Here is a 12,297-nt window from a genome sequence, read left to right as displayed (position 1 = left end):
GGACCTCTCATGCTCGATCATGTCGACAACATCATCGATCTGAACGCGATATTGCACCCTGGCTCGGTCTATGATCATCCCCGCGACGTCATAGCCGACCCAACGCTGTCGATCGGCGAGAAGCGCGCGATCCTTGCGTCCTGGGCTTCGGACGCAGCCAGTGTCGCCTCGAGTCCGACATTGCGGGAGCTGCCCGGCTCGGGCAAAGCCGTCACGATCGACGAAATTCTGGAAGCGCTCGCGAGCCTCGACCACCATCCGAAGGGGCCTCCGGGCGGCAAGCCGGTCCGCACGCGATCCGCCGAACGAACCGGCCTCGCAGCCTAGGCAACGACAGCTCAACGGGGATTGCGATGATGGTCGATGAAGAGCTGGCCTTGTTGCGCGGCCACCGCAGCAACATCAGCCGCTATCAGCGGTTGCTCAAGACCGAGCTGACCGAGTTCGAACGGCGGTTCATCGAGAGACGTGTGTCCGAGGAGCGCTCGGCGATCGAGAAGCTCGCCGTCTCCGCCTTTCCGCTCACCTTTCAGGCTCCGAACCGGGCGATGGGGAATGCAGCCACGCGCCTGACGGCGAGCAGCCACGGGTAATCGACATGCCCGAACAGCTCCCGACATTCGAGGTGTTCCTGAAGAAATGCGGTCGAAGGACATGGCGGTGGCGTGTCTGCACCACGGAAGGACGCCTGGTCATGCACGGCTGCGAAAACGGCCGCCCCGCCGCCAAATATGCGGCTGAAAGGGCGTTGTTTCTGATGCTTCTCGCCGCGCCCTATCGTCCGGCGGGCCGGGCTTCCACCACGGCTCGCTCCCCAATGCGTGAATGACAGGTGCCGCGGGGATGGTGCCTGGCGGCAGCCAAGCTCCATCCCGGCGATCTCCGTTGCTGACCGCTTACCGCCGTCCGGGCGGTGGGGTCGCCATGGCGGCTGTCGGCTCCGGTGGCGTCAGGTGGCGCGGGACGATGATGGACTGGCCGGGGGTGAGCGTTGCGTTCTCCGGCAGCGAGTTGCTCTGCGCCAGCGACCACAACGGCACGCGATTGGCTGCCGCGATGCTCTCCATGGTGTCGCCCCGGCGCACCGGTAGCCGCACGCCACTGTCCCACAATTCGACCAGCGTATTCGCCGGCACGAGATAGCGCAGCGGCACGGCATCGACCTGCGTCTGGGGCGGAATGCGCGGCAACTGCGTGACCATGTCGACGATCTGACGGTGGATGTCGTCGGACTTCTCGATGTTGATGTGGCTGACCCGCGCGTTCTCCTTCAGGTCATAGCTCGCATAGTGACCGCGATAGCCCGGCACCGCGACCACGTTGCCGCCGCCAAGCACGCTGTCGGAGAGATAGATGTTGATGAAGCGCTCGACATTGAGCGGCACGTCGCCGGTCGCATGCGCGGGATCGATGGTGATGACGAGGCTGATCGGGATGTTCTCCTTGGCCGCCATCTCTGAGATGACGATCGAGCAAAGCCCGCCCATCGAATGCCCGATCAGCACGATCGGCGCCGGCGTTTCCTTGTAGCTGGAGATGGCACGATCGCCGATCCACCGGCAGATGGTGAATTCATAGACGTTGGCGGAAAAGCCGGCCTGCGTCAGCTTCTCTTCGAGCCGGTCCATGCCGGTGGAAAAGAACGGCCCCATGGCGCCACGGAACAGGTAGATCTTCGGCGGCGGCAACGGCTCGAACGGTGGGGGCGGCGGCGCCGCGGGTGCGGCCGCGGCGGGCTTCGTCTTGGCAGGTGAGGCAACGGCCGTCCCGGTGCTGAAAGCGAGCAGCGCAACGGCTGCCAGCGCGAGGAGTCGCCTCAAATCGATCATCAGTCCAGCAGTCCCACTCCGGGAGGCTGCAGCCTCCCCCAATGGCGCTTAGTGACGGTCGATTGGGTGGAATTTGGGGCACGGAACCGGGGCTCGATCGACGCTGATTTGAGCATCTTGACGCCCAATCACTGCATGATCTTGAGCCTGCTGCGGTGGGCGGCCTGTTTCGCGCGGTTGCCGCAGACCGCCATGATGCACCATCGCCGCGCGCGCCTACGCGTGTGGTCGGCGAACAGCATGGTGCAGTTGTGCCCCTCGCACGCCTTGACGTTGGAAAAGTCCTCGTCGCAGACGAATTTCGCCATGGCTTCGCCAACCGGCAGCAATAGCGCTTCCGGCGAGCGCCAGCGCCGTTTCATTCGCAATGCGAGAGCGCCGCCATCGTGAGGCCCGGGCTCGATCCGGCTGAAGGCTTCGTCGCGCTCCAGCAGGCTGTTCAATGGACCGAGCTCGCGCAAGGCATCTGTCGTGATCGGCCGGCCCGCATGCTTGCGCACGAAGCCCCTGAACCATTCGCGCAAGGCGCGCGCCTGATCCGCGACCTTGTCCAGCTCGTCCGGCGTAGCGCGCGCCGTCAGCGCGTGCAGATCATCCGCCGGTACCAGCCTCGCTTGCGCCAGCCAGTCGATCAGGCCATCGCCGTCGTCGATCCAGTCCACGGGCGTATCGACCGGCGTCGCCACCGAGTTGAGGAAGTCGAGGCCGAGCGAGTCGGCGATGAAAATGGCGGGCGGGCGGTCCATGAGCGGTCCTTGGCCGGTCGGGAGAACATGAACCTAGATAACCAGTTAAGACGCCATTGACAAGTTACGACGGTTGTAAGTAACCTCTTAACTAGCTTTTATACGGTTACCTCCAATGGAGAATGTCATGGCCTCGATCACGTACCGCAGCGCGGATGTCGACGGGTTCAAGGTGTTCTATCGCGAGGCCGGCACTGTCGGCGCGCCAAAACTCCTGCTGCTTCACGGCTTCCCCAGCGCAGGCCATATGTTTCGCGACCTCATCTCGCTGCTTGCGGACAGGTTTCATATCGTGGCGCCCGACCTTCCCGGCTTCGGCCAATCCGACATGCCTTCGCGCGAAAGCTTCCGTTACACGTTCGATAGCGTCGCACGCGTGATCGAACGCTTCACCGAAGTGATCGGCTTCGACCGGTTCGCGGTCTACGTCTTCGACTACGGCGCGCCGACTGGCTTCCGGCTTGCGCTCAGTCACCCCGAGCGGATCACGGCGATCATCTCGCAGAACGGCAATGCCTATGAGGATGGCCTCAGCGACAACTGGACTCCGCTCAAGGCCTATTGGCAGGATCCCTCGCCGGCCAATCGCGATGCGCTCCGCGCGCTCCTCACGCCGGAAGCGACGCGCTGGCAGTACACGCATGGTGTACCCGATCCGATGATCGTGTCACCGGACGGTCAGAACCTCGACAATTTCTACCTCGCGCGTCCAGGCTCGGACGACGTGCAGCTCGACCTGTTCGGCGACTACAAGAGCAACTCGCGCTCTATCCCGCCTTCCAGGACTATTTCCGCAAGCACAAGCCGCCGTTCCTGGCGGTCTGGGGCAAGAACGATCCATTCTTCATCCCGCCCGGCGCCGAGGCATTCAAGCGCGACAATCCGAACGCCGTGGTGCAGTTCTTTGACACCGGCCATTTCGCGCTGGAGACGCATGCGAAGGAGATCGCGGACAGCATTCGCGCCTTCCTGACGTAACGGGGGCTGTCCGCTGCGACGTTTACGCCGCCAGGCTCCGCTGATCGCGGAATGCGCTGATCGCCATGTGGACGAGATGCAGCTTGCCTTTCACCGCCGGCGATATGTCGAACGGATATGCGTCGCTCATCCCGAGCGAGCGGTTGAGTTCGTTGATGCTGCGAGCAAGCGGCATCCACAATGCCAGGAGGGCCTCGAAGTCGCTCTCGAGATAGGGATCCGTCAGGGTCTGGCGGGCGCGCTCGTCCAGCGACAACGGCAAACCTGCCAGCGAGTCGAGCGTCGACACGATGTGCAGGAAATGCGCGAACGTTTCCGCCCAATCCTCCCAGGGGTGGGACGTAGCGTACTCGCTGATGAAGCCGCTTCGGTCGTATGAACGATCGGCGCGGCTGTAATAGGTGTTGATCGCGGCCTGATAGTCCTGCGCCTGGTCACCGAAGATCAGCTTGAACGGCGCCTGGAATGTCGTGCCGTCAACGAGCAGGTCCCAATAGAAGTGACCGATCTCGTGCCGGAAATGCCCGAGCAGCGTGCGATACGGCTCCCGGAACGCCACGCGGCGAGCTTCTCGCTCGACATCGTCGGCCTCCGCAAGGTTGAGCGTGATCAGGCCCGAGAGATGCCCGGTCAGGATCGGACTGACCTCATCCGAAAGAATGTCGAACGCCAATGGTGCGCCGCTGCGCGATGCAAGCGGAAGCCTGAGGCGACCGAGATCATAGAGAAGACGGCGCTTGGCTTCCTCCATGCGGCGCCAGAGCATGACGTTTCTGGTGCTGCCGAGGTTTGGAATCGTACGCGTGAGGCGGCACGAGGCGCAATACCAGTCCGCGCCCTCGACACCCCAGTTGCAACCGATGATCTCGCGATTACGGCAAGCTTGATGGGATGCAAGTTTCGTCATCTCGATGCGCGAGGAATCGAACGCCAGCTCGGTGCTACAATTCGCGCAGGCGACGTGCTCGAACGAGACAGGATGGCGGCATGATGGGCACTGAAAAAACTTCACGTGGACTGGCCCCAGACAGACGGCACGCCGGAACACCGGCCTGTCAATTCGAGGAACTCTTAACTCTTGCGACCGTCGCGGTTGCCGGCGAGCAGCTCCCGCTGCGTTCGGAGCGCGTGCTGCCTCAACAGGCCGGCTCGCGTCGCGCTCAACTGGCGCGATTGCGGCTGCGGCTTTTTCTCAAGGACATTTTCGGAAACAGGTCGACCGGCCCACGCTCGCTCGGGCTGAACCGCCATGGGGCCGACGTTTCGTTTCCTTGTCATGGTGTGACAACACCAGATCGTGTGCCGAGTTCCCTCCTTCGACCGGCAGGTGATCGAGTTTGGCTTGTGCAGATACGACAATGCCGCCGTCGGCATGACGGCGGCATTGTCAATTCAGGGGTTTGCGGCGACGGGCCTAATTCCGGGGAGCCGTTGCCGCCGCCGAGCGCGCCGGCCTAGGCGTGCCGGGTTCGGCAACCGGAGCAGGTGCGCGCGAGCGCATGATTGCGGCGTCGATCTCGGCAATCACGCGGCGCTGGATCGCCTCGTTCTTGTCGATCGAGATATGGCCGACGCCGGACCCGCGGACGTCGACATTGTCGAGCTTGCCGCGAAAACCGTCGGCGCGCTTCACCGGCTCGCCGGGGCCGTCGCCGATATAGATGTTGATGTAGCGCTCCGCGCCGGTCGACAGCTTGGTCTTGAACACGGAGTCGAGCCCGATCGCGAGCTTCACGGGCACGCCAAGACGGTTGAGCTTGGCGATCATGTCCGGCAGCGCGGTCGCGCCGGAGGAGTGCCCGACCAGCACGATGGTCTTGAGCCGGCCCGCCTTGTAGGCGGTGGCGGCCTCATCGGCGAGCGAGGACCAGGACACGAAATTCGAGACGGTCACCGGGATGCCCTGCGCCTGGAGCCGGGCGCCGATCGTGTCGAGCCCGAGCGAGAAGATGTTGAGCACGCCGCGGAGCAGGTAGACATGCGTGGTCGCGACCGCAGCCTGGCTCGGCGCCGCCCTGGCGGTGGTCGGGCTGATGGCAACAGCTGACAGCAGGAGCAGGCCCATCGCCCAGGCACGGAGGGCGGACAACTGGCTGGCGCCAGCGGTGTGACGGCCGTTCGGTCTCATCGATCTTTTCCCTGGGAAGATGCTTCGGCCGGAATCGTAGCCATGGCCTGCTCGCAGACGCAACAAAGAGCCGCGTGAACGACGATCTTAGCAGCAAGCCGTGACCATCGCGCAACACTTGCCCGAAACCTGCCACGGAAGGGCCTGTTTTGAGGCCATTCTTCTCCGGCTAATTGCAGCCGCGCAAGGGCCTTCCTATCTCAGGGCTCCGCTGACCCGCCCCTCCCGGCAGGTTCCAGCCTCCCCTCCCCAGCCTTCGCCCCCTCAGACTTGCGGCCATCATGTCCTCCATCATTTCCGTCGCCAATTTGTCGAAGACCTATGGGTCCGGCTTCAAGGCGCTCAAGAACGTCAATCTCGACATCAAGCGCGGCGAGATCTTCGCGTTGCTCGGCCCCAACGGGGCCGGCAAGACCACGCTGATCTCGATCATCTGCGGCATCGCCAATCCGAGCGAAGGCAAGGTCCTCGTCGGCGGCGAGAACATCCAGACCTCCTATCGCAAGGCGCGCTCGCTGATCGGACTGGTGCCGCAGGAATTGCACACCGATGCCTTCGAGAGCGTGTGGGCGACCGTGAGCTTCTCCCGCGGGCTGTTCGGCAAGCCGAAGAACCCCGATCATATCGAGAAGGTGCTGAAGGACCTCTCGCTGTGGGACAAGAAGGACAGCAAGATCATCACGCTCTCCGGCGGCATGAAGCGCCGCGTGATGATCGCCAAAGCGCTGTCGCACGAGCCGCAGATCCTGTTCCTGGACGAGCCGACCGCTGGCGTCGACGTCGAGCTGCGTAAGGGCATGTGGGAGGTGGTGCGCACGCTCCAGCAATCCGGCGTCACCATCATCCTGACCACGCATTACATCGAGGAAGCCGAGGAGATGGCCGACCGCATCGGCGTCATCAACAAGGGCGAGATCGTGCTGGTCGAGGACAAGGCCACGTTGATGCAGAAGCTCGGCAAGAAGCGGCTGACGCTACATCTGCAAGGCAAGCTCGATGCGCTGCCGGAGAGCCTCAGGCATTACGAGCTCGACCTCTGCGACGGTGGCGCGACTCTGGTCTACGACTACGACACCAAGGGCGAGCGCACCGGCATCACCAGCCTGCTCGGCGACCTCCGCACCGCCGGCATCCGTTTCAACGATCTCGACACGACGCAATCGTCGCTCGAGGACATCTTCGTCGATCTCGTGAGGGCGTCATGAACTACCGCGCTGTCCGCGCCATCTATCTGTTCGAAATGGCGCGCACCTGGCGCACGCTGCTGCAAAGCATCGTCTCGCCGGTGGTCTCGACCTCGCTGTATTTCGTGGTATTCGGCGCCGCGATCGGCTCGCGCATCAGCCAGGTCGAGGGCGTCAGCTACGGCACCTTCATCGTGCCGGGCCTGATCATGCTCTCGGTGCTGACGCAGAGCATCGCCAACGCCTCGTTCGGCATCTACTTCCCGAAATTCACCGGCACGATCTACGAGATCCTGTCGGCGCCGATCTCCTATTTCGAGATCGTGCTCGGCTATGTCGGCGCGGCCGCGACCAAATCGATCATCCTCGGCCTGATCATCCTCGCCACGGCCGGACTGTTCGTGCCGCTGCACATCCACCATCCGGTCTGGATGTTGGCCTTCCTGGTACTGACGGCGGTGACGTTCAGCCTGTTCGGCTTCATCATCGGCATCTGGGCCGACGGGTTCGAAAAGCTGCAGATGATCCCGATGCTGGTGGTGACGCCGCTGACCTTCCTCGGCGGCAGCTTCTATTCGATCGACATGCTGCCGCCCGCCTGGCGCACGGTGGCGCTGCTCAATCCGGTCGTCTATCTGATCTCCGGCTTCCGCTGGAGCTTCTACGAGATCGCGGACGTCAGCATGGCCGTCAGCATCGGCATGACGACAGCCTTCCTGGTGATCTGCCTGGTCGTGATCTGGTGGATTTTCCGCACGGGATATCGGTTGAAGAACTGACCCCGGCCGTCATTCCGGGGCACGTGCGCCCCGGAATCGCCAGCGGTCACCGATAGCAGTGGAAGCGGTTGTATCCGTCGTAATAGCCGCGGCAGCGACGGTGGCCGCGATGGGGAATGCCGAACACCCCCTCGACCGCGCCGACGGCACCGCCGACACCGGCGCCGACCGCGCCACCCACCACGCCGCCGACGGGGCCGGCGATCCGGTTGCCTTCATAAGAACCTTCCTGGGCGCCCCGAACGATGCCTTGGGCATGGCCAGGCTGTGGGATGCAGGACAGCGCGGCCAGAACGGCGGCGCCAGCGAAGAGCAGACGGAAAGGCAGACCGGCCGGCCGAGAAGCGGCGGCGACGCAAACTTTGTTCATCTTCATTCCCAAGGTAAAACCGGCCGCGGAAGCGGCCGGTCGAGGCAGCGATCATCAACGCCGATGCGGCCAAATGGTTGCGCCCCGGATGGTTGCGCCATTCTGATGAATTGTCGGCATTATGAACGCATCTCCCGCTCGCGAAAATGTCAGCACCGCCGCTGGCTTTGCGGCACAAAGCGGCCTTGCTTACGCCGGGCGTCCCGTTAACGATGGCAATAAGGTTAGCTTTGCAGGCCGCTGGAACGAAAGCCGGATTGCAGGCATAGTGCACGCCGGGGGACGGAGAGCCGCGGCGCCTCGTGTGAACAGGCCGGAGGCCACAAGTCAGATGCGTTCGTTTTTTATTGCTTTCACCTCCCTGATGCTTTTGAGCGCGGGCACCGCGCAGGCCAAGGTCGAGATCACCGTCGACAAGGACAATCAGCAGATGACCGTCGCTGTCGACGGCGTCGCGCGCTACCACTGGCCGGTGTCGACAGGCATCCCCTCGCGAGAGACGCCGAGCGGCGCGTTCCGCACCTTCCGCATGGAAGAGGATCACTACTCCAAGGAATTCGACGACGCGCCGATGCCGCACGCGATCTTCTTCACCAAGGTCGGGCACGCCATCCACGGCACCGACTCGGTCGGCCGGCTCGGCACGCCCGCCTCGCATGGCTGCGTGCGGCTATCGCGCCAGAATGCCACGACACTCTACGCGCTGGTGCAGCAGCAGGGCGTGCTCAATACCACGGTGACGCTGACCGGCTCGGCGCAGGTGGCGTTGGCGCGCAATCCGCGTGGCCGCAACCCCACGGCAGTGGCCCGCACGCCGCAGCCCGCCGAAGAGCAGTACGCCACATCAGGCGATCCCGTGAACCTGACGCCTCAGGCTGCACCTGCCCGCCGCTACATGCCGCAGGATGACAACTACATCTATCCGGCCGACGGCAGCGACACCGGCGCGCGCTACCCGGCGCCGCGCGGCAGCCGTCCGCTCTATGACGCGCAGGTCTATCAGCAGCAGCCGCAGCAGTATTACAATCAGGGCAACGGCACCTATTATCAGCCGCAGCCCCGGCAGGTTTACCAACCGCGTGGCTATTACTACCAGAATTGACCCTATCTGACCGCGGCGTTGCCGCGCCAGCGAATCAGAAAGCCGCTGCCGCGACGGGCGCTGGCGCCAGTCGACCGCAGGAATAGCGCCAGCCTGTGCACGGATTGGGCACCGGCCGACGCAAGGAAGCAACAGTCCACAACCTTCAACGCAGCGGCGTTCCGACCAAATTGACAACCAGGGGGTCACCCTTATTGTCGTTCCCATTGTTTCTGGGACATGACATGACTCGCGAGCAGATTTCGGATTTCTGCGTTACCGCCCTGGCAAATATCCTGCGAATTTCGAAGGACCGCGTCGACATCGGCACGAAGTTCAGCCGCCTGGGGCTCGATTCGGCGATGCTGGTCTACCTGATGATGGAACTCGAGGAGAAGCTCGACCTCGAACTGTCGACGGACGACTTCTACGACCATCCGACCGTTGAGGCGCTGTCGCGATTTCTCGCCGACAGGCGCGCACTCCGCCCCGCCGCCTGAGGGCGGCTGAAGCCGGCGCAACCCATGGAAACCTTCCGCTCGCTCGTGGCACTGCTGGCCCGGCGTGCGGCGGACCAGGCCGACGACCGCGCCTATGTTTTCGTCTCCGATCGCGGGACGGAGGAAGCTGTCCTCACCTTTCGACAGCTGCACGATGCCGCGGGCGCGCTCGCGTCGCGACTGACCGCAGCCGCGCGTCCCGGCGACCGCGCCATCCTGGTGTTTCCGCCCGGCATCGAATTCATGGTGGCGTTCTTCGGCTGTCTGATGGCCGGCATCATCGCCGTGCCGATGATGATGCCACGGCGAAGCAGCGCGCGCGATGCCAGCGCCGCGATCCTCGGCAATTGCACGCCAACGGTGGCGCTGACAAATTCGGCCGCCGGGCTCCGTGGTGATCTGCGGGCACGCTTCGCGCATGAGAACATTCGCTGGATCGAGGTCGATCTCGCCGCGGCCGGCGGTGAAACAATCGAGCTACCCGAGCCGGCGCCGGACGACATCGCCTTCCTGCAATACACCTCCGGCTCGACGTCCGCGCCGAAAGGCGTGATGGTAAGCCACGCCAATCTGCTCGCCAATCTCGAGATGATCCGGCTCGCGCTCGGCAACACCCGACAATCGACTTACGTCAATTGGGTGCCGCTCTATCACGACATGGGGCTGATCCTGAACGCACTGCAGGCACTCTATGTCGGGGCGACCTGCGTGCTGATGGCGCCGAACGCGTTCATGCAGCGGCCGCTCGGCTGGCTGCGCGCGATCTCGCATTATCGCGCGGAAGTGGCGTGCAGCCCGAATTTCGGCTTCGACCTCTGCGTCAGCCGCTATCGCGCCGACCAGATGGAGGGCGTCGACTTGTCCTCGGTCAGGATCGCGCTGAACGGCGCAGAGCCGGTGCATGCGGAAACCATCCAGCGGTTCATTCAGACATTTGCGCCGCACGGCTTCGACCCGCGCGCGATGTATCCCGCCTACGGAATGGCGGAAGCGACGCTCCTGATTTCCGGCGGACGCCGCGGCGGCGGTCATGTCACACGCAGCCTGAGCCGAACGGCGCTGCAGGCGCATGCGGCGGAAGCGCCTTCCAGCGCCGAAGATACGCGGGTCGCCGTCGGCTGCGGCCGCGCGCTCACCGGCGAACGGATCGCCATCGTTGACGCGGACAACCACACACGCCTGCCGGAAGACCGCGTCGGTGAGATATGGGTAACTGGCGCCAATATTGCCCGCGTTTATTGGCACAACGACGAGGCGACGCGCGAGGGGCTCAATGCGCAGATTGCCGGCGAAAACGGGGCGTGGCTGCGCACCGGCGACCTCGGCTTCCTCGACGTGACAGGCGAATTGTTCGTCACGGGCCGGATCAAGGACCTCATCATCGTCCGCGGCATCAACCATTATCCCCAGGACGTCGAGCGCACCGTGCAATCGCTCGATGGAGCTTTGCGCGAAAACTGCGGCGCGGCGTTCTCGGTGCCGGACGAGACCGGCGAAGAGGCACTCGTCATCGTACAGGAAATCGAGCGCACCGCGCGTCACTCAATCGACACCGAAGCGATCAGGGGCCTAATTCGCGAGGCCGTCGCCGACAACCACGAACTCTCCGCGCGCCACATCGCGCTGATCCGGCCCGGCACCCTGCCGAAGACAACCAGCGGCAAGATTCAGCGCAAGCTGGCACGCAAGCTCTGGCTCGATGGCGGTTTTGAGCAGCTCGGCTGAGACGATTCAGAAATCAATCTTCGCGCTCTCCCCCTCGCGCAGGCTCGCGGCGATCCCCTGCTCGATCTTGCGCGCGAGAATTGGGCGATAATGGATGAAATCGGCAAAGTTGGCGCGGGCGCGCGTGAGAGCGTTGTCGACGCGGTAGCTGATGAAATTGCTGCGCGGTCGGCCAGCGACCACTTTTTTCAGCGCGGCGTCGCAGGCGCTGCGCTCCAGGGCGGCTTCCGTGCCTGATATCGGCACAGTGGTCGCGAAGGTCGGCGGCACGATGATGACGACGGGCACATCGGCCGGCAATGTCCTGACGATATCTGCCAGCGCAGCGATCTCGGGAAATGTCGCCCGCATCTCGGCAGACAAGGACGGCACCGGATCCCTGGGCCAGCCGACTTCCTTGAATTGACCCGGCGGCCAGATGTCCTCGTAGCTGACAAAGCCGTCGGGGTTCATCCGCGGTCGCCGGCCGAGCCCGATGCTGATCCGTTGAAAAGCGTGCTCGATCGCCTGCCAGGAGATCAGGCGTGCAGCGTAGGTGACGACGCTTCTGTCATAGAGCCAGTCAGGGAACGGGACGCCGCCCTTCTCCTTCGCCCGCGCATGCGTGCACCAGCCGGGGTCGGTCACGATCACCAGTGCGCCGACCTCCCGGTGATTTCGGAGGAAGAAGTCCAGCACCGCGAGCTCCTGGCGGGGGAACGCACCAGTCATGTAGAGCTGCACGAACCGCAGGCCGGTCGCGCGCGACAATTCCGCCGGCTCGATCATCTGCGCCGTCGAATTGCCCAGGATCGCGGCATTGAAATCCGGATTCCGCGCGCGGCTCGCGGCCGTGATCTGGGTCAGACGATTGTCGACGCCGTCGATGCCAAGCAGGCCGAGCTTGCCGCTGTCATAGGGATCGACGACCACCATCAGTGCGAGCACCAGCAGCGCAGCCCCGATCAGCGTGCCCAGACACGCGAGCAAGCTCCGGC

The 12,297-nt window shown here is 64.0% G+C and carries 14 protein-coding genes and 1 pseudogene; 9 read left to right on the top strand and 6 right to left on the bottom strand.

Features of this window, described 5'->3' with window-relative positions; genetic code table 11:
* The first annotated feature begins 9 nt into the window (after positions 1 to 9).
* Genes ACVIN2_RS30625 through ACVIN2_RS30615 form a run of 3 tightly spaced genes read left to right on the top strand, consistent with a single transcriptional unit; the run spans position 10 to position 829 of the window.
* Positions 10 to 327, top strand: a complete 318-nt coding sequence (locus tag ACVIN2_RS30625; RefSeq protein WP_456768441.1) for a hypothetical protein — start codon at positions 10 to 12, stop codon at positions 325 to 327.
* 26 nt (positions 328 to 353) lie between these two features.
* Positions 354 to 593 (top strand): hypothetical protein, encoded by a 240-nt coding sequence (locus tag ACVIN2_RS30620; RefSeq protein WP_247818426.1) that lies wholly within the window; start codon positions 354 to 356, stop codon positions 591 to 593.
* Positions 594 to 598: 5 nt separating this feature from the next.
* Positions 599 to 829, top strand: coding sequence for a hypothetical protein (locus ACVIN2_RS30615; RefSeq protein ID WP_456768440.1), 231 nt, complete (start codon positions 599 to 601; stop codon positions 827 to 829).
* A gap of 67 nt (positions 830 to 896) precedes the next feature.
* Here ACVIN2_RS30615 and ACVIN2_RS30610 read toward each other — a convergent pair whose 3' ends face one another.
* Both ACVIN2_RS30610 and ACVIN2_RS30605 read right to left on the bottom strand, forming a co-directional pair.
* Entirely contained in the window at positions 897 to 1,829 is a 933-nt protein-coding gene (locus tag ACVIN2_RS30610) for a LysM peptidoglycan-binding domain-containing protein (protein ID WP_456768439.1), read from the bottom strand.
* Between the two features lie 128 nt (positions 1,830 to 1,957).
* A complete protein-coding gene (locus ACVIN2_RS30605) occupies positions 1,958 to 2,575 on the bottom strand; it encodes a CGNR zinc finger domain-containing protein (protein WP_456768438.1) in 618 nt (205 codons plus the stop codon).
* A gap of 127 nt (positions 2,576 to 2,702) precedes the next feature.
* On the opposite strand from ACVIN2_RS30605, the pseudogene ACVIN2_RS30600 reads away from it, so the two are divergent.
* Positions 2,703 to 3,553: pseudogene (locus ACVIN2_RS30600) on the top strand (alpha/beta fold hydrolase).
* Between the two features lie 22 nt (positions 3,554 to 3,575).
* Here the strand turns inward: ACVIN2_RS30600 and ACVIN2_RS30595 are convergent.
* Positions 3,576 to 4,565, bottom strand: a complete 990-nt coding sequence (locus ACVIN2_RS30595; protein ID WP_456768437.1) for a zinc-binding metallopeptidase family protein — start codon at positions 4,563 to 4,565, stop codon at positions 3,576 to 3,578.
* A gap of 402 nt (positions 4,566 to 4,967) precedes the next feature.
* Positions 4,968 to 5,681 (bottom strand): hypothetical protein, encoded by a 714-nt coding sequence (locus ACVIN2_RS30590; protein WP_456768436.1) that lies wholly within the window; start codon positions 5,679 to 5,681, stop codon positions 4,968 to 4,970.
* Between the two features lie 281 nt (positions 5,682 to 5,962).
* On the opposite strand from ACVIN2_RS30590, the gene ACVIN2_RS30585 reads away from it, so the two are divergent.
* Positions 5,963 to 6,886: an ABC transporter ATP-binding protein gene (locus tag ACVIN2_RS30585; RefSeq protein WP_027570727.1), complete on the top strand. Its 924-nt coding sequence runs from the start codon at positions 5,963 to 5,965 to the stop codon at positions 6,884 to 6,886.
* Complete coding sequence (locus ACVIN2_RS30580) at positions 6,883 to 7,644, top strand: ABC transporter permease (protein WP_018454266.1); 762 nt, start codon at positions 6,883 to 6,885, stop codon at positions 7,642 to 7,644. The genes ACVIN2_RS30585 and ACVIN2_RS30580 overlap by 4 nt, the downstream gene beginning before the upstream one ends.
* Positions 7,645 to 7,690: 46 nt before the next feature.
* Here ACVIN2_RS30580 and ACVIN2_RS30575 read toward each other — a convergent pair whose 3' ends face one another.
* Positions 7,691 to 8,014, bottom strand: coding sequence for a hypothetical protein (locus tag ACVIN2_RS30575; protein WP_027519597.1), 324 nt, complete (start codon positions 8,012 to 8,014; stop codon positions 7,691 to 7,693).
* Positions 8,015 to 8,345: 331 nt separating this feature from the next.
* Between ACVIN2_RS30575 and ACVIN2_RS30570 the strand changes: the two genes are divergently transcribed.
* From ACVIN2_RS30570 to ACVIN2_RS30560, 3 genes are all read left to right on the top strand, one after another.
* Entirely contained in the window at positions 8,346 to 9,116 is a 771-nt protein-coding gene (locus ACVIN2_RS30570) for a L,D-transpeptidase (protein WP_456768435.1), read from the top strand.
* A 224-nt stretch (positions 9,117 to 9,340) separates the two neighbouring features.
* Positions 9,341 to 9,595 (top strand): acyl carrier protein, encoded by a 255-nt coding sequence (locus ACVIN2_RS30565; RefSeq protein WP_456768434.1) that lies wholly within the window; start codon positions 9,341 to 9,343, stop codon positions 9,593 to 9,595.
* Between the two features lie 24 nt (positions 9,596 to 9,619).
* Positions 9,620 to 11,320, top strand: coding sequence for a fatty acyl-AMP ligase (locus ACVIN2_RS30560; protein ID WP_456768433.1), 1,701 nt, complete (start codon positions 9,620 to 9,622; stop codon positions 11,318 to 11,320).
* Between the two features lie 6 nt (positions 11,321 to 11,326).
* Here the strand turns inward: ACVIN2_RS30560 and ACVIN2_RS30555 are convergent, their stop codons facing one another.
* Positions 11,327 to 12,289, bottom strand: a complete 963-nt coding sequence (locus tag ACVIN2_RS30555; protein WP_456768432.1) for a hypothetical protein — start codon at positions 12,287 to 12,289, stop codon at positions 11,327 to 11,329.
* Positions 12,290 to 12,297 lie beyond the last annotated feature (8 nt).

Source organism: Bradyrhizobium sp. USDA 3650, assembly GCF_054057395.1.
This window is presented reverse-complemented; position numbering and strand designations above follow the sequence as displayed.